Source organism: Salmonella sp. JXY0409-18 (assembly GCF_020268625.1).
Lineage (GTDB): Bacteria > Pseudomonadota > Gammaproteobacteria > Enterobacterales > Enterobacteriaceae > Salmonella > Salmonella enterica.
Genome location: NZ_CP084216.1, coordinates 1958409 through 1974889, shown reverse-complemented (window position 1 = coordinate 1974889; position 16481 = coordinate 1958409). Strand labels below are relative to the sequence as shown.

General features: G+C 50.8%; 18 protein-coding genes. 7 read left to right on the top strand and 11 right to left on the bottom strand.

The window, feature by feature from the left end:
• Positions 1 to 169: 169 nt before the first annotated feature.
• The 4 genes from cspE to mgrB form a co-directional block, all read right to left on the bottom strand.
• Positions 170 to 379 carry a transcription antiterminator/RNA stability regulator CspE gene (gene cspE, locus LDB27_RS09460; RefSeq protein WP_001062678.1) on the bottom strand — a complete coding sequence of 70 codons (210 nt, stop codon included), beginning with the start codon at positions 377 to 379 and terminating at the stop codon, positions 170 to 172.
• A gap of 12 nt (positions 380 to 391) precedes the next feature.
• On the bottom strand, positions 392 to 535 hold the full coding sequence (locus tag LDB27_RS09455) for a DUF2627 domain-containing protein (protein ID WP_001537930.1): 144 nt from the start codon (positions 533 to 535) through the stop codon (positions 392 to 394).
• 648 nt (positions 536 to 1183) lie between these two features.
• Positions 1184 to 1471 (bottom strand): YebO family protein, encoded by a 288-nt coding sequence (locus LDB27_RS09450; protein WP_001000660.1) that lies wholly within the window; start codon positions 1469 to 1471, stop codon positions 1184 to 1186.
• A 70-nt stretch (positions 1472 to 1541) separates the two neighbouring features.
• Entirely contained in the window at positions 1542 to 1685 is a 144-nt protein-coding gene (gene mgrB, locus LDB27_RS09445) for a PhoP/PhoQ regulator MgrB (RefSeq protein ID WP_000714547.1), read from the bottom strand.
• Between the two features lie 157 nt (positions 1686 to 1842).
• Between mgrB and yobH the strand changes: the two genes are divergently transcribed.
• On the top strand, positions 1843 to 2082 hold the full coding sequence (gene yobH, locus LDB27_RS09440) for an invasion protein YobH (RefSeq protein WP_001236778.1): 240 nt from the start codon (positions 1843 to 1845) through the stop codon (positions 2080 to 2082).
• 211 nt (positions 2083 to 2293) lie between these two features.
• Here yobH and kdgR read toward each other — a convergent pair whose 3' ends face one another.
• Complete coding sequence (kdgR, locus tag LDB27_RS09435; protein ID WP_225519941.1) at positions 2294 to 3085, bottom strand: DNA-binding transcriptional regulator KdgR; 792 nt, start codon at positions 3083 to 3085, stop codon at positions 2294 to 2296.
• A gap of 175 nt (positions 3086 to 3260) precedes the next feature.
• Here kdgR and LDB27_RS09430 point away from each other — a divergent pair, with 175 nt between their 5' ends.
• Positions 3261 to 4634 (top strand): MFS transporter, encoded by a 1374-nt coding sequence (locus LDB27_RS09430; RefSeq protein WP_000416144.1) that lies wholly within the window; start codon positions 3261 to 3263, stop codon positions 4632 to 4634.
• 47 nt (positions 4635 to 4681) lie between these two features.
• Here the strand turns inward: LDB27_RS09430 and htpX are convergent, their stop codons facing one another.
• From htpX to LDB27_RS09410, 4 genes are all read right to left on the bottom strand, one after another.
• On the bottom strand, positions 4682 to 5563 hold the full coding sequence (gene htpX / locus LDB27_RS09425) for a protease HtpX (protein ID WP_000984498.1): 882 nt from the start codon (positions 5561 to 5563) through the stop codon (positions 4682 to 4684).
• A 192-nt stretch (positions 5564 to 5755) separates the two neighbouring features.
• Positions 5756 to 7804, bottom strand: coding sequence for a carboxy terminal-processing peptidase (gene prc, locus LDB27_RS09420; RefSeq protein ID WP_225519940.1), 2049 nt, complete (start codon positions 7802 to 7804; stop codon positions 5756 to 5758).
• 19 nt (positions 7805 to 7823) lie between these two features.
• Entirely contained in the window at positions 7824 to 8510 is a 687-nt protein-coding gene (proQ, locus tag LDB27_RS09415; RefSeq protein ID WP_000431401.1) for an RNA chaperone ProQ, read from the bottom strand.
• Positions 8511 to 8607: 97 nt separating this feature from the next.
• Entirely contained in the window at positions 8608 to 9105 is a 498-nt protein-coding gene (locus LDB27_RS09410; RefSeq protein WP_001518229.1) for a GAF domain-containing protein, read from the bottom strand.
• Positions 9106 to 9233: 128 nt separating this feature from the next.
• Between LDB27_RS09410 and yebS the strand changes: the two genes are divergently transcribed.
• The 5 genes from yebS to LDB27_RS09385 all read left to right on the top strand — a co-directional run bounded on the left by yebS (position 9234) and on the right by LDB27_RS09385 (position 15291).
• On the top strand, positions 9234 to 10517 hold the full coding sequence (yebS, locus tag LDB27_RS09405; RefSeq protein ID WP_001207293.1) for a membrane integrity lipid transport subunit YebS: 1284 nt from the start codon (positions 9234 to 9236) through the stop codon (positions 10515 to 10517).
• Positions 10486 to 13119, top strand: a complete 2634-nt coding sequence (locus LDB27_RS09400; RefSeq protein WP_001530909.1) for a PqiB family protein — start codon at positions 10486 to 10488, stop codon at positions 13117 to 13119. Before yebS ends, LDB27_RS09400 begins: the two co-directional genes overlap by 32 nt.
• 77 nt (positions 13120 to 13196) lie before the next feature.
• Positions 13197 to 14636: a 16S rRNA (cytosine(1407)-C(5))-methyltransferase RsmF gene (rsmF, locus tag LDB27_RS09395; protein ID WP_001530936.1), complete on the top strand. Its 1440-nt coding sequence runs from the start codon at positions 13197 to 13199 to the stop codon at positions 14634 to 14636.
• Between the two features lie 116 nt (positions 14637 to 14752).
• Positions 14753 to 14989, top strand: a complete 237-nt coding sequence (locus tag LDB27_RS09390; protein WP_024131167.1) for a YebV family protein — start codon at positions 14753 to 14755, stop codon at positions 14987 to 14989.
• A gap of 110 nt (positions 14990 to 15099) precedes the next feature.
• A complete protein-coding gene (locus LDB27_RS09385) occupies positions 15100 to 15291 on the top strand; it encodes a YebW family protein (protein ID WP_000457838.1) in 192 nt (63 codons plus the stop codon).
• 18 nt (positions 15292 to 15309) lie between these two features.
• Here LDB27_RS09385 and pphA read toward each other — a convergent pair whose 3' ends face one another.
• The gene (gene pphA / locus LDB27_RS09380; protein ID WP_000986166.1) at positions 15310 to 15960 is read right to left on the bottom strand and encodes a protein-serine/threonine phosphatase; all 651 of its coding nucleotides are present in this window, start codon (positions 15958 to 15960) and stop codon (positions 15310 to 15312) included.
• Between the two features lie 224 nt (positions 15961 to 16184).
• The gene (locus LDB27_RS09375; RefSeq protein ID WP_001134850.1) at positions 16185 to 16349 is read right to left on the bottom strand and encodes a hypothetical protein; all 165 of its coding nucleotides are present in this window, start codon (positions 16347 to 16349) and stop codon (positions 16185 to 16187) included.
• Positions 16350 to 16481: the final 132 nt, after the last annotated feature.

Below are 16481 nucleotides of genomic sequence, written 5' to 3'. Positions count from 1 at the left end.
ACGGAAAAACCAGAAAAAACAATGCTAATAATATCGCGCCTTTGCAACAAATCGCTAACGAGAGCGCGTCCAGACACATTTTGAAGGATATTGAATTAAAAAGCCCCGCTTTTAGCGAGGCTTTATATCTGAGGCTGACGCGACAAACGCATCAAATCAGTGGTGTCGATCAGATAGCTGTTACGTTAACAGCAGCCGGACCTTTCTGGCCGTCCTGAATTTCGAACTCAACGTTCTGGCCTTCAGCCAGAGTTTTGAAACCATTGCCCTGGATAGCGGAGAAGTGTACGAACACATCTTTGCTGCCGTCAGCCGGAGTAATGAAGCCAAAACCTTTGGATTCGTTGAACCACTTAACTTGACCTTTAATCTTTGCCATTTGCAAAATTCCTTAGAGTGTTTTCTTTGCCCGTAGGCATAACATAGATAAAACTGAGACATTACTGCTTGAGGCACTAATATAAGGTTCGGCAGAGAAGCGGTATTCAACGTCAACGTGTTTACTCAGGACTTCTTTACTGAAAATGCCACACATAAACAGAACTGTACCTCGTTTAACCCAAAGCCTGTTATCACATACAACGTTAATTATGGCAAGCCATTTTTAAACGTGTCTCGATCCGTCGCACAAATTACGAGAACCTTCACAAATTGACAGCACGTTTATGCAACAAAGTTGCGAAAGATATATCCTCACGCGCTGACGGACTCCTGACAACGTCACTGCTGAAAAGCCATTTTTCTACCATAGCTCAATAACTTCGCTTCTTCCAGTGCATCAAATCACATTTAAAAGCTGTATTTTTCATATCACTTTTTATGCTGAGTTATGCATAAATTGTCACAATGATAAAAAACACCTTTTAATCAAAATAATAGAAAAGAAAAGCGATTTTCGACACCGCTTTTTGTGATGTTCTGCGTCTTTACAGAATGCCTTAAAATAATGAACAAACAATGACAATCCATAAAGAGAGAGAAACGTTTCGCTTTTAATAGAGAATGAGCGGTATCACAAAAATGCCATATGTCCTTTTGTTATACATATAAAACTATGTTGCATATAAAGCCATACATTATGTAAGGCGTTGATGCCGTAGTATCAGTTGCAAACGGCAACGCGGAGTGATCCGACGGGGAAATGGGGCGTATGGCACTGGCGCCATTTGCGCCCCGGTAAGCATTATCGTTCAGCAACCAGACGAATGATGTCCTCATCCTCTTTTGGTTCGCTTGCCGCTGTTGCGGGTTCCGCTTCTTTTTCTGGTTCGTTTGCTTCGCAAAGGCGGCGTAACAACGCGTTTTGCCGCTTCTGTTGATCCAATAACGCTTCGAGCAGTTCTATCTGCTCGTTGGCACGGGAACTTGCCCGGTTGACAAAGAACCAGAGCGCCAGCCCCACCACCAGAACCACCATTGATACTATTAAAGATGCAAGAGAAAACGCACCAGAGTTTAAAACGTCGTTCATTTCACCACCTCGATGTAGAGACGTCATTCTACCACTGCTACACGGGAAGGAAATCTCTGGTGTAAAACGTTTACCAGGGAATAAATTTATTGATGGCGCAAATACCGCTGAAAAATTGTACATCCTGATCGCACATGATATTAAACACCTGCGCCCACAGCAACAGGCATACTACCACCACGATGCCGAGAACGACCCATCGAAATTTTTTCACTCCACTCTCCGATCTTACATCTTATGTCGCTAAATTATCATGAGTTACTTAAACCAGGAGTAACTGTAGCGGCATTATATGTTTTTAGGAATGATTCACTTGTTTCAATCAATGTACACGCTACTCTTATTCTAACTAAAAAAGAAAAGAGGTAGTAATGCGTTTGATCATTCGCGCAATTGTATTGTTTGCCCTGGTGTGGATAGGCCTGCTGATGAGCGGCTATGGCATCCTGGTGGGAAGTAAAGTGAACGCTGCGGGGCTGGGTTTACAGTGCCATTACCTGACCGCACGCGGCACCAGCACGGCGCAATATCTCCATACCAACAGCGGCATTATTGGCTTTTCCGACTGTCCCATTTTTAGAAAAAGCGCCACCGTGGTGGATAATGGCTAAGCGGCAATAAATAATTTCACAGTGAAACTATCACCAATAATTCCGCTATATTGGCTGTTGTTCATAAGTACTGTTAAATAATATTTTAATAACCGTTAAATAAGCCGACAGACATTATCTTCTTTTACGATTTCATCCCACCCGATGTTATAAAAAAAGCAGCTACATTTTTCGCAGCTGCTTTTTTTTAACGTCATGCTAATAACGTTGCTTAGAAGGGATAATCGTTGTAACCCATTTGCTCAGAAATTTTACGCGCGGCGGCGTGTAACATAGCCACATATTCCTGTAGGCGTTCTTCTGAAAAACGCAGCGTCGGGAACGAAATGCTTAACCCTGCGATGACTACGCCAAAACGGTCAAATACCGGTACGCCGATACAACGTAACCCTTCTTCCTGTTCTTCGTTATCTTCACCGTAGCCTTGCGCACGCACTTCATCCAACAGCGGCAGCAACGCTTCAGTGCTGGTAATCGTGCGTCCAGTGCTTTGCTTATACTCTACGCCGTCGAGAATCTGCTTAACCTCATCACGGTCGCGCCAGGCCAGAAGCACTTTACCGATGGCCGTACTGTACAGCGGATTACGACGCCCAATACGTGAGTACATCCGCAGATTGTACATAGAGTCAATTTTATGGATATAGACAATGCTGTCTTCATCCAGCGCGCCAAGATGGATAGTTTCTTTTGTCAGACGAGACAGTTCGCGCATCTGAACGTCCGCACTGCGGATGAGATCAACATTTTGCAAAGCTCGTGCGCCCAGCTCAAACAGCTTTAGCGTCAGAGAGTATTTTTCAGACTCCCCCTCCTGAGCCACGTAGCCCAGCGTTTTCATGGTTTGCAAAAAGCGATAAACGGTACTTTTCGACATCATGACGCGCTGCGATAGCTCGGTAATCCCTATTTCACGCTCTTCACCCAGCGCCTGCAGAATGCCGAAAACTTTCAGCACAGAAGATACAGAATCAGGCTGCTTATCCAGATCTGCGTTTGCCATTTATCACCTCATTACGAGCGTTTTATAAAATTCAGAACGAGTTTTTATTATAATTTCACGCCAGGTCGCCCGCAATCCATCTTTGCTTACTTCGTTACAAATCTGCGACATAACAACTCAGTATTAATGCTAACATTATTATTCAGCTCATAATTCCCCTTATTACAAAATACTTATGGAAAAAACACGGGCCGATGGCCTGCCCCTCCCGCAGAGATACGGCGCTATCCTGACGATTATTATCGGTATTTCGATGGCGGTTCTGGATGGCGCAATCGCTAATGTCGCGCTGCCAACCATTGCGACTGATTTACATGCCTCCCCTGCCAGCTCTATCTGGATTGTCAATGCATACCAAATCGCCATTGTCGTCTCACTACTTTCCCTGTCTTTTTTAGGCGACATGTTTAGTTATCGCCGGATCTATAAATGTGGTTTAGTGGTATTTCTGCTTTCATCATTGTTTTGCGCGCTTTCAGACTCGCTGCAGATGCTGACGCTGGCGCGCATCGCGCAGGGATTTGGCGGCGCGGCGCTAATGAGCGTAAACACGGCGCTGATTCGTCTTATCTACCCCCAGCGTCATCTGGGACGAGGCATGGGAATTAACTCTTTTATCGTCGCAGTCTCTTCCGCCGCGGGTCCGACGATCGCCGCGGCGATCCTGTCCATCTCATCATGGAAATGGCTGTTTCTGATTAATGTCCCGTTAGGTATCATCGCGTTAATTCTGGCCATCCGCTTTTTACCAGCAAACATCGCCCATGACACTAAGCCACGCTTTGACTTACCGAGCGCGGTAATGAATGCGCTCACATTTGGCCTGCTGATTACCGCATTGAGCGGCTTTGCCCAGGGACAGTCGCTAACGTTGATTGGCGCAGAGCTGCTCGTTCTGGTCGTGGTCGGGTTTTTCTTCGTGCGCCGCCAGCTTTCTTTGCCCGTCCCCTTGTTACCCATCGACTTGTTACGCATTCCGCTTTTTTCACTCTCGATCGGCACGTCAATTTGCTCGTTCTGCGCGCAAATGTTAGCCATGGTCTCGCTACCTTTTTATCTGCAAACCGTGCTGGGCCGTAGCGAAGTAGAAACCGGCCTGTTATTGACGCCCTGGCCACTGGCAACGATGGTGATGGCACCGCTGGCGGGATACCTGATAGAACGTCTTCATGCCGGTTTGCTGGGGGCGCTGGGAATGGTGATAATGGCAGCCGGGTTGTTTGCGCTGGTCATGTTGCCAGCCTCCCCCTCCGATCTGAATATTATCTGGCCGATGATCCTTTGCGGCGCAGGGTTTGGCCTGTTCCAGTCGCCGAATAATCACACCATTATCACTTCCGCGCCGCGTGAGCGCAGCGGTGGCGCCAGCGGGATGCTGGGCACGGCGCGACTGTTAGGCCAAAGTACTGGCGCCGCGCTGGTAGCGCTGATGTTGAACCAGTTTGGCGATAGCGGTACGCATCTTTCGCTGCTCGCAGCGGCGATCCTGGCGACTCTCGCGGCGGTAGTGAGCGGTTTACGTATTACGCAACCACGCGTTCAGGCGTAAAAAAAGCGCGTCATTCGACGCGCTTTTCATACTTGCCAGTGGGCTTATTATTTCAGGTACTCGCCGCTACGCAGCGCTTCAATGCGTTTATCAAGCGGTGGGTGCGTCATAAACAGCTCGCTTAACGATTTCGATTTACCGTTAATACAAAACGCCATCATGCTGGTCGCTTCTTGCGGCTCGTAGCTGGTTTTCAGGCGCTGCAACGCGGCAATCATTTTTTCACGGCCAACCAGCTTCGCCGATCCCGCATCGGCATGAAACTCACGGTAACGGGAGAACCACATGGTGATGATGCTCGCCAGAATACCGAAGACCAGTTCCAGCACCGTCGCAACGGCGAAATAGATTAGCGGATTACCGTTACTTCCTTCGCCTTCATCACGGTTGCCGCCCAGAAAACCAGCGGCAATTTGCGCGATAATGCGCGAAATAAAGATAACGAAGGTGTTAACCACCCCCTGAATCAACGTCATCGTCACCATATCGCCATTGGCAATATGGCTGATTTCATGCGCAATGACGGCTTCCGCTTCGTCAGGGCTCATGTTTTGCAACAAACCGGTGCTCACAGCGACCAATGAGGCGTCACGGCGTGCGCCCGTCGCAAACGCGTTAATGTCCGGCGCATGGTAGATAGCAACCTGCGGCATGGCGATACCGGCCTGGCGCGCTTGCGTTGCTACGGTGTTCATCAACCAGCGTTCTCTTTCATTGCGAGGCTGTTCAATAACTTCCCCTCCTACGGATTTTAACGCCATCCATTTGGACATCAGCAATGAAATAAAAGAACCGCCAAAACCAAACAGCAGCGCCATGATCAGCAAGCCTTGCACGCTGCTCGACTGTATCCCTGTCAGGCTCAGAACCAGCCCGAAAACGACCATCACGGCCAGGTTCGTCAGCAGGAAGAGCGCGATTCGCATCATAATTTTCTTTTAACCTCAATTTAACAAAGCGCACTATGCGATTACCCACATCGTATGGGTCTTATGGCTATTTTCAAGCATCACCAGGCGGTAAGTCACGAGAAAAACACAACTTTACATTTTGTAGCATTATCCTGACGACTTCTGCGCTTGTTAAAAAAAACAGGCACAATTTTTTGTGCCTGTTTAGCGTTACTTATTGGCAGCCGCCTGCTCCGCTGGTTTTTCTTTTTCAAGATGCGCCAGATCCAGAGCAATCTTCACCGTTTCATCAAGGTACGGGTCCGGCTCCTGGTAATCCTTTGGCAGATCGTCCAGTTTCTTCAGCAACGGTTTACCCTCACGTTTAAACCGATCGTTAATACGCGCCAGACGCAGAGCGTCTTCTTCATTGTTCTCTTTCTCACGCTGCGCATAATTCAGAGAGACAATGTTGCGCTTATCCTTCATGGCATTGAAACGTGCGATATCCTTCATGATGTACTGGAACTCAGGATCTTTGGCGATACGCGCGTTGTGTTCTTTCAATAATTCCGGGCCAAACGGGGCCAAATCATCCGATTTCACGTACTTCGCCGCATCAATGCTATCCCACGGCAAGGCGTTATCTTCAAATTTTTCTCCGGTTTCCGTCTCTTCATTGCCAGTCGGCATGATGATATCCGGCGTGACCCCTTTACGCTGCGTACTACCGCCGTTGACACGGTAAAACTTCTGAATGGTGTACTGCACCGAACCCAGCGCAGGCCATTCCGGGCGAAGCATCTGATCGTAAATTCGGTTTAGCGAACGATATTGTTGTACCGTCCCTTTACCGAAGGTCGGCTCACCGACAATCAGCGCGCGCCCATAATCCTGCATCGCGGCAGCAAAGATTTCCGATGCCGAGGCACTGAAACGATCGACCAGCACCACCAGCGGGCCTTTGTAGTAGACCACGCCGTCGGTGTCGCTATCCTCACGCACTTTGCCGCTATTGTCGCGCACCTGAACTATCGGACCAGAAGGGATAAACAGACCGGAAAGCGAAACGGCTTCCGTCAGCGCCCCGCCGCCGTTTGAACGCAGATCGATAACGATGCTGCTAACGTTCTGTTTTTCCAGCTTCTGAAGCTGAACTTTGACATCATCGGTCAAGCCAACATAGAAGCCTGGAATATCCAGTACGCCAACTTTTTCCTTGCCGACGGTTTTCACCGACATTTTAACCGCGCGATCTTCAAGACGAATCCGTTCACGCGTCAGCGTGATAATACGCGTTTTCGTCCCTTTACCAGCCGGCAGTATTTCCAGTCGGACCTTGCTGCCTTTTGGCCCTTTGATCAGCGCCACCACATCGTCAAGACGCCAGCCAATGACGTCGACCATCGGTTTTCCGGCCTGCCCTACGCCAACGATACGATCGCCGACGCTAATTGACTTACTCTTCGCTGCCGGGCCGCCGGCGACCAATGAGTTAATGACAGTATAATCGTCATCCATTTGCAGCACCGCGCCGATACCTTCCAGAGACAGGCTCATTTCGGTATTAAACTGCTCGGTATTGCGGGGAGAAAGATAATTCGTATGCGGGTCGATTTCACGCGCAAAAGCGGTCATCGCCAGCGAGAACACATCTTCACTGTTGGTCTGCGCCAGGCGACGAATAGCGAATTTGTAGCGACGCGTCAGCGTTTCGCGAATTTCTTTGTCGCTCTTGCCGGTGAGTTTCAGACTGAGCTCATCGAATTTCACTTTACCATCCCACAGCGCATTTAGCTCAGCCTCATCTTTCGGCCAGGGCGCTTTACTGCGGTCCAGGTTAAACGTATCGTTTCCGGTGAAATCCATTGGCCGCTCCAGCACTTTTAGCGCGTACTGGTAACGTTCAAACCGGCGCTTTTGCGCCAGGTTATAAAGATCGTAAAAAACATCCAGCTTACCCGTGCGCAGCTCATCGCCCAACACGGTTTTCTTTTTCGCAAACTGCTCGACATCGCTCGCCAACAAAACGTTGTGGCTATAGTCGAGAAGATTCAGATAGCGATCCAAAATCTTTGCCGAAAATGCCTCATCCAGATCGAACTGGCGATAGTGGGAGCGGGTAAAACGCGACGTTACTCGCTCGCTCACCGTCGCATGTTGCGTCTCTTCCTTTAGTACGGGAATTTGATCGGCACGCGTAATATCTTCCACGGCGAAGGACTGGCCTGCTAATGCAAGCAGGCCAGCTAACGCGGTAAGCCTAAAAAAAGTGTTCATGCCAGGCCTGGCCTCCGTTTCAGAACACCAGGTGTTCTGCGCGTACAATCAAAGACATACCCGAATTCAGCTGTACACGGACACCATCTTTGGTGATTTCTAATACGGTGGCATCCATCGCATTATTACCCGCTTTCACCTTGAGGGACTGCCCTACGGTCAATACTGAAATATCAGAAACCGGCGTGTGCTTCTCTTCGCGAGGCGCACGCGGCGCTTTCGTCGTCGGTTTATCAGCGCGAGGTTTACGTTCAGCGCCTTCTTTACGACGCGCTACCGGGCGAGGTTTACGCTCGCGTCGCGGCGCGTCTTCTTTTTCGCCAGCCGCCGCGGCAGCTTCGCGTTTTTTCGCTTGCTGCTCTGCGCGCTGCGCCTGAACACGGGCTTTGGCTTCTTCAAGCTGCTTACGCGCATGTTCGACATGCTGTTCTTCCAGCTCGCCGCACGGATTGCCATCAAGGTCGACGCGCGTTGCGCCCGGCTTAACGCCGTACAGGTAACGCCAGCTTGAAGTATAAAGACGTAAAGCGGAACGAAGTTGCGTTTTGCTGAGGTTCATTTCGCCCCCAACTCGCTCTACCAGATCCTGAAAAATACCAATTTTCAGCGGGCGAGCTTCGCCTTCCGCACTAAAACAGTGAGGAAAACGCTCGGCCAGAAACGCGATAACTTCTTTACTGCTATTCAACTTAGGTTGATTTTCCATGAAATTTCCTGATTACAACGGACGTAGCCAACAAGCAGCAGGCATGAACAGGCGTCATTATAATGACGCCATCAGTAATTGCTACGTTATCCGTTGATTATCCTGCGACGCTCGCAAAGAATTTTTTGTAATCCGTCGTTGCAAGCACGGTTTCAAGCTGTGCGACCAGCGTACGCAGGCCGTGTTCATCTTCTTCGGTAAAACGGCCAAACGCCGTGCTATCTATATCCAGCACACCGATAATCCGTTCACCAACCGTGACAGGCAGCACAATTTCGGCGTTGCTGGCGGCATCACAGGCAATATGGCCGTCAAACGCATGAACATCATCAATACGTTGAACCTTATTCTGCGCTACCGCTGCGCCGCACACGCCGCGACCAACCGGAATCCGCACACAGGCGATTCGCCCCTGAAACGGCCCCAACACCAGCGTATCGCCTTCGAGGAGATAAAATCCTGCCCAGTTCACCTCGGTAAGACGTTCGAACAGTAACGCGCTGGTATTCGCCAGCGTGGCCAGAAAGCTGGTTTCACCTGCCATTAACGACTGAAAATCGCGGTTTAACGCCGCGTATAGTTCTGTTTTGCTCATTATATAATCACTTCGTGGTCTTACTCCTAAACACAGGCTATTAAAATAAGCATTAAATGCGTTCTTGCTCAAGATTATTCCTGTCATGAGTTAAGATTACATTATTCTAACACTTTGATTCACGATACATGGCTCTGAACACCTCACACGTCACGCCAACAAAAAAGCTAACGATCAGGTCAATTAGCGAAGCGCTGCCGCGCAGCCACTATCAGCGCTGCCCTGAATGCGACATGCTGTTCAGCTTGCCGGAGATGAGCGCTCATCAAAGCGCTTATTGTCCTCGTTGCCAGGCCAAAATTCGCGATGGGCGCGACTGGTCGCTGACGCGGCTGACCGCGATGGCGGTAACCATGCTGCTATTGATGCCGTTTGCCTGGAGCGAACCGCTACTCCATATCTACCTGTTGGGCGTACGCATTGATGCCAATGTGATGCACGGCATCTGGCAAATGACGCAACAGGGCGATCCGTTAACCGCCGCAATGGTGCTCTTTTGCGTGGTGGGCGCGCCGCTTATTCTGGTTTTTTCAATTGCTTATCTGTGGTTTGGCAGCCTCCTCGGCATGAATCTGCGTCCAGTCCTGCTGATGCTGGAAAAACTGAAAGAGTGGGTGATGCTGGACATCTATCTGGTCGGTATTGGCGTTGCCTCTATCAAAGTGCAGGACTATGCCTTTCTGCAGCCGGGCATCGGGCTTTTAGCATTCGTCTCGTTGGTGGTTCTTAGCATTCTGACTATGATTCATCTGAATGTGGAGCAACTATGGGAACGATTTTATCCGCAGCGCCCTGCTCAACGTGCGGACGAAAGATTGCGCGTCTGTCTTGGCTGCCACTTTAGTGGCTATCCGGATGCGAAAGGACGATGCCCGCGTTGTCATATTCCGCTACGGTTACGCAGAAAACAGAGCATACAGAAGTGTTGGGCGGCCTTGCTGGCGTCTATTGTCTTTTTGCTGCCGGCAAACCTGCTGCCTATCTCGGTAATCTACATTAATGGCGGGCGTCAGGAAGATACTATCCTGTCTGGCATTATGTCGCTTGCCAGCAGCAATATCGCCGTCGCCGCCGTCGTTTTTATCGCCAGTATTTTGGTGCCGTTTACCAAAGTCATCGTGATGTTTACGCTACTGTTGAGTATCCATTTTAAATGCGAACAGGGACTACGGACGCGAATTCTGTTGCTGCGTCTGGTGACATGGATAGGCCGCTGGTCGATGCTGGATCTTTTCGTTATCTCGTTAACCATGTCTCTGATTAATCGCGATCAGATTCTGGCTTTTACTATGGGACCGGCTGCGTTTTATTTCGGCGCAGCGGTAATTTTGACTATTCTTGCAGTGGAATGGCTGGATAGCCGCTTACTTTGGGATGCACATGAGTCAGGAAACGCCCGCTTCGAAGACTGAAGCGCAAATTAAAACCAAACGCCGTATTTCACCTTTCTGGCTGCTACCGCTTATCGCGCTAATGATCGCAGGGTGGCTAGTATGGGATAGCTACCAGGATCGCGGTAATAGCGTGACTATCGATTTTATGTCGGCGGACGGTATCGTACCAGGCCGGACTCCCGTTCGCTATCAGGGAGTAGAAGTCGGCACCGTGGAAGATGTCAGCCTGAGCAAAGATCTGCGCAAAATTGAAGTTCGCGTCAGTATCAAATCAGATATGGAAGATGCGTTGCGCGAAGAGACGCAATTCTGGCTGGTGACGCCCAAAGCCTCGCTGGCGGGCGTTTCCGGCCTGGATGCGTTGGTCGGCGGGAATTACATCGGTATGATGCCAGGTAAAGGCAAGCCCAGAGATCATTTCGTCGCCCTGGATACACAGCCTAAATACCGGCTTAGCAACGGCGATCTGATGATTCATCTCAATGCGCCGGATCTCGGTTCGCTTAATAGCGGTTCACTGGTCTATTTCCGTAAAATCCCTGTCGGACGGGTGTATGACTATTCGATTAACCCTAACAAACAAGGCGTGACGATTGACGTTCTAATTGAGCGACGGTTTACCGATCTGGTGAAAAAAGGCAGCCGTTTCTGGAATGTCTCCGGCATTGACGCCGATCTAAGCCTGAGCGGCGCGAAGGTGAAACTGGAGAGCCTCGCGGCCCTGGTCAATGGCGCGATTGCGTTTGACTCGCCGGACAATTCCAAACCCGCCGCCCAGGATGACACGTTCGGCTTATATAAAGATTTAGCCCACAGCCAACGAGGGGTAATCGTTAAACTTGAGCTGCCCAGCGGAGACGGTCTGAAGGCGGAATCTACGCCGCTCATGTACCAGGGACTGGAGGTGGGTGAGCTTTCTAAACTGACGCTCAACCCTGGCGGTAAAGTCACTGGAGAGATGACCGTCGATCCCAGCGTTGTTCCGCTGATGCGGGAAAATACGCGCATTGAGTTACGCAATCCCAAACTGTCGCTAAGTGACGCGAATATCAGTTCGTTGTTAACCGGAAAAACCTTCGAGCTGGTGCCGGGCGACGGAGAACCGCGCAGTGAATTTGTGGTGGTGCCGGGTGAAAAAGCCCTGCTGCATGAGGCGAATGCCTTAACCCTGACGCTGACGGCCCCGGAGAGTTACGGCATCGAACCGGGCCAGCCGTTAATTTTACATGGCGTAAAAATTGGCCAGGTCATTGAGCGCAACTTATCCAGTAAAGGCGTGTCATTCATCGTCGCGATTGAACCGCAGCACCGGGATTTGGTACAGGGCGACAGTAAATTCGTGGTCAACAGCCGGGTGGATGTCAAAGTCGGCCTTGACGGCGTAGAGTTCCTCGGCGCCAGCGCCAGCGAGTGGATTGACGGCGGAATTCGTATTTTACCCGGTACGAGCGGGAAGATGAAATCCACCTACCCGCTCTATGCTAACCTGGAAAAAGCGCTGGAAAATAGCCTCAGTGACTTACCGACTACCACCTTAACGCTGACGGCCGAAACGTTGCCGGATGTCCAGGCAGGTTCCGTCGTGCTGTATCGAAAATTTGAGGTAGGCGAAGTCATCACCGTTCGCCCACGCGCCAATACCTTTGACATCGACTTGCATATTAAGCCGGAATATCGCCACCTGTTAACCAGCAATAGCGTGTTCTGGGCGGAAGGCGGCGCGAAGGTGCAACTTAACGGCAGCGGCCTAACGGTACAGGCCTCGCCACTCTCCCGCGCGCTGAAAGGGGCCATTAGTTTTGATAACCTGAGCGGCGCCAGCGCCAGCCGGCACAAAGGCGATAAACGCATTCTTTATGCTTCAGAAACCTCCGCTCGCGCGGTAGGCGGACAAATTACGCTGCACGCGTTCGACGCCGGAAAACTGGCGGAAGGGATGCCAATTCGTTACCTCGGTATTGATATCGGCCAGATCCAGACGCTGGAATTGATCACCGCACGTAATGAAGTGCAGGCAAAAGCCGTACTTTATCCGGAGTACGTACAGACATTTGCCCGCGCCGGGACACGTTTTTCCGTTATTACGCCACAAATTTCCGCGGCGGGCGTCGAGCATCTGGATACGATTCTCCAGCCCTATATTAACGTTGAGCCAGGACGCGGCGCGGCGCGGCGCGACTTTGAACTGCAGGAAGCCACGATTACCGACTCACGCTATCTGGATGGGTTAAGCATCGTCGTAGAGGCGCCAGAAGCAGGCTCGCTTAATATTGGCACCCCCGTCCTGTTCCGCGGTATCGAAGTGGGAACCGTCACCGGAATGTCCCTGGGGTCGCTCTCCGATCGCGTGATGATCACCTTGCGCATCAGTAAGCGTTACCAATATCTGGTGCGTAATAACTCCGTATTCTGGCTCGCCTCCGGCTATAGTCTCGACTTTGGTCTGACCGGCGGCGTGGTGAAAACGGGGACATTTAATCAGTTCATCCGTGGCGGTATCGCCTTCGCTACTCCACCAGGTACGCCGCTGGCGCCAAAAGCGCAAGCCGGTAAGCATTTCCTGTTACAAGAGAGCGAACCGAAAGAGTGGCGTGAATGGGGCACCGCTCTGCCACGTTAAACACCAGGCTCCGGCGTACTCGCGCCGGAGCGTTTTATGCTACACTGCGCGCCTGTTTTTTTGCCGGCGATACACCTGTGGCTCAACACGCTGTCTATTTTCCTGACGCTTTTCTGACGCAAATGCGTGAAGCAATGCCTTCCACGCTCTCTTTTGATGAATTTATTTCGGCCTGCCAACGCCCGTTGCGCCGTAGTATACGCATCAATACGCTTAAAATATCCGTGGCTGATTTCCTTGCCCTAATCGCGCCCTACGGCTGGTCGCTCACGCCAATTCCGTGGTGTCATGAAGGATTCTGGATCGAGCGCGATGATGAAGAGGCATTGCCGCTTGGCAGTACCGCTGAGCATTTAAGCGGCCTGTTTTACATTCAGGAGGCCAGTTCGATGCTGCCGGTCGCGGCCCTGTTCGCCGATGATAATCATCCGCAGCGGGTCATGGATATGGCAGCGGCGCCTGGCTCCAAAACCACGCAGATCGCTGCCCGCATGGGGAACCGCGGCGCCATTCTGGCCAACGAATTTTCGGCCAGCCGCGTCAAAGTTCTGCACGCTAATATCAGCCGATGTGGAATCGCCAATACCGCACTGACGCATTTCGATGGCCGCGTATTTGGCGCTGCGTTACCGGAGATGTTTGACGCTATCCTGCTGGATGCGCCCTGCTCTGGCGAAGGCGTAGTACGTAAAGATCCTGATGCGCTAAAAAACTGGTCGCCAGAAAGCAATCTGGATATCGCGGCGACACAGCGGGAACTGCTCGACAGCGCTTTTCATGCTTTACGACCCGGCGGCACGCTGGTCTACTCCACCTGCACGTTAAATCGCCAGGAAAACGAAGCGGTCTGCCTCTGGCTGAAAGAGACCTACGCCGACGCCGTTGAATTTTTGCCGCTGGGTGATCTGTTTCCTGACGCTGACCGCGCCCTCACCCCGGAAGGCTTCCTGCACGTCTTCCCGCAAATTTACGACTGCGAAGGATTCTTTGTCGCACGTCTGCGTAAAATGTCATCCCTTCCAGCCATGCCCGCGCCGGGGTATAAAGTGGGGGCATTTCCTTTTACCCCCCTCAAAGGCCGCGAAGCATTACACGTTACCCAGGCGGCCAACGCCGTCGGACTGCTGTGGGATGAAAATCTCCATCTTTGGCAGCGTGATAAAGAGGTCTGGCTGTTCCCGGCAGAGATTGAATCACTGATCGGAAAAGTCCGTTTTTCCCGGCTCGGTATTAAGCTGGCTGAAAGTCATAATAAAGGCTATCGCTGGCAGCATGAGGCGACGATAGCCCTTGCCTGCCCGACTCATGCTCACGCGTTCGAGCTTTCTGCGCAAGAGGCGGAGGAGTGGTATCGCGGTCGGGATATTTATCCGCAAACACCCCCTGCCGCTGATGATGTCCTGGTGACATTCCAGCATCAGCCGCTTGGTCTGGCAAAACGTATCGGCGCCAGAATAAAGAACAGTTACCCGCGTGAACTGGTACGTGATGGCAAACTCTTTACTGGTAATAGCTAAAAGCGCACAAAAAAACCGCACTTTTTGACTGGCGCTTTTGCGTACGTTGACTACGCTGAAAAATGGACGGCTAAACTGGTCGTACCACAATTAGCGTATTAACGGAGAGCACGATGATGAAAACCAGTGTGCGCATTGGCGCTTTTGAAATCGACGATGCCGAATTACATGGCGAATCGCCGGGGGAGCGAACGTTAACAATCCCCTGTAAATCCGATCCGGATTTATGTATGCAACTGGACGCCTGGGATGCCGAAACCAGCGTTCCCGCCATTCTCAACGGGGAACATTCCGTTTTGTTCCGTAATCATTACGATCCTAAATCTGATGCCTGGGTCATGCGTCTTGCCTGACTCAAAAAGAACCCGTCGCCAGGCGGGTTATTTATTCTTCCTTTTCTCATTTCCCCCCTGCGCTAACCTCTCCTACACTATCGTGTAAAGTAGTTAACATTGAGGATGTAATGTTCGCGCTGGTACTTTTTGTATGTTACCTGGATGGAGGATGCGAGGATATTGTCGTGGACATCTACGATACCGAGCAGCAATGTCTTTATTCGATGGACGATCAACGGATTCGCCATGGCGGCTGTTTTCCGGTAGAGGATTTTATCGACGGCTTCTGGCGACCTGCGCAGCAATATAGCGATTTTTAACCCTGGTCGCTGATACCGCTATTGTATCCGCGCTAACGTCAATTGCCCGCCAAATACCGCGCCTGTATCAATATAGTGTACGTTGGCAAAATCCATGCGCCGGCGCAACGGCGTATGGCCAAACCAAAAATGATCGGCTCCGCTAATCCCGCCACGCTTATTTATGAGCCGTTCGCGGCTCCAGAGAACCTGATGTAAGTCGACCTTTTTTTGCCATTGATAGGTTGACGCTGGATAATCTGCATGAGCGATCACATGCGTGCTATGGCGGCAGCGAACTTCCAGTATCCAGGGCAGCCGCTGACAAAGGATAAAAAGCGCTTCAGCTTGCGCAGCGTGTTCAGCCGTCAGGCGGGTAAACCAGTCGCCACCATTCATCAACCACAGCGTCGACTGCGATGAGGCCCGCGCATCCAGCGCCATTTGTTCATGATTGCCGCGAACCGCCATCATCCAGGACTCACGCAGTAAAGCCAGGCAACCCAGGCTGTCCGGGCCTCTATCAATGAGATCGCCCACAGAAACTAACAAGTCTTGTTGCGGATCAAATCGACACTCACGTAACTTTTTCATTAACATTGAAAAACAGCCGTGGATATCGCCGACCACCCAGACATGCCGCCAATTCTTTGCCTCTATTCGCTGATAAATCTCTTCAGGCCGCATCATGTTTTTCCTGTCGTTCATTACCCAGGACAGATATAAAAAGATAGCGTGTGCAGATTTTTTTTGCTTAGTAAACGTGCTCTGTTGTAAATAGCGAATTTCATCAGTAGCGAGTAAATGCTTTGTTATCATCGCAATAAAATATAACTGGCTGCGCCAGGGGAGTGTTATCCCCTGGCGCAGCGAGCTACTCACTATCGCCTGTTCACGTTCAATATTCTTCCTCCTTAAAAACATATCGGAAACATAAACCACATATCGACACCACAGGCTTCAGCACACTCTTCAGCTGAGTGAGTTGCAAGGCAAACCAGCGCCAATGCAGGTGTCGTTACCGTGGCGACCATCGCCCCCACAAACAGGAGCAGCATAATTTTTTTTAAAGGCGGCATAACCTCTCCTGACAGTTAACAGACCATTAATCCTTATCGAGACATCATCCGTGCGCGGGTATCATAGACTTAACAACACGCAGCGTTACAAAAAAAGCTGTCTGGTTATACTGGTATTTAGAGTAATAACAA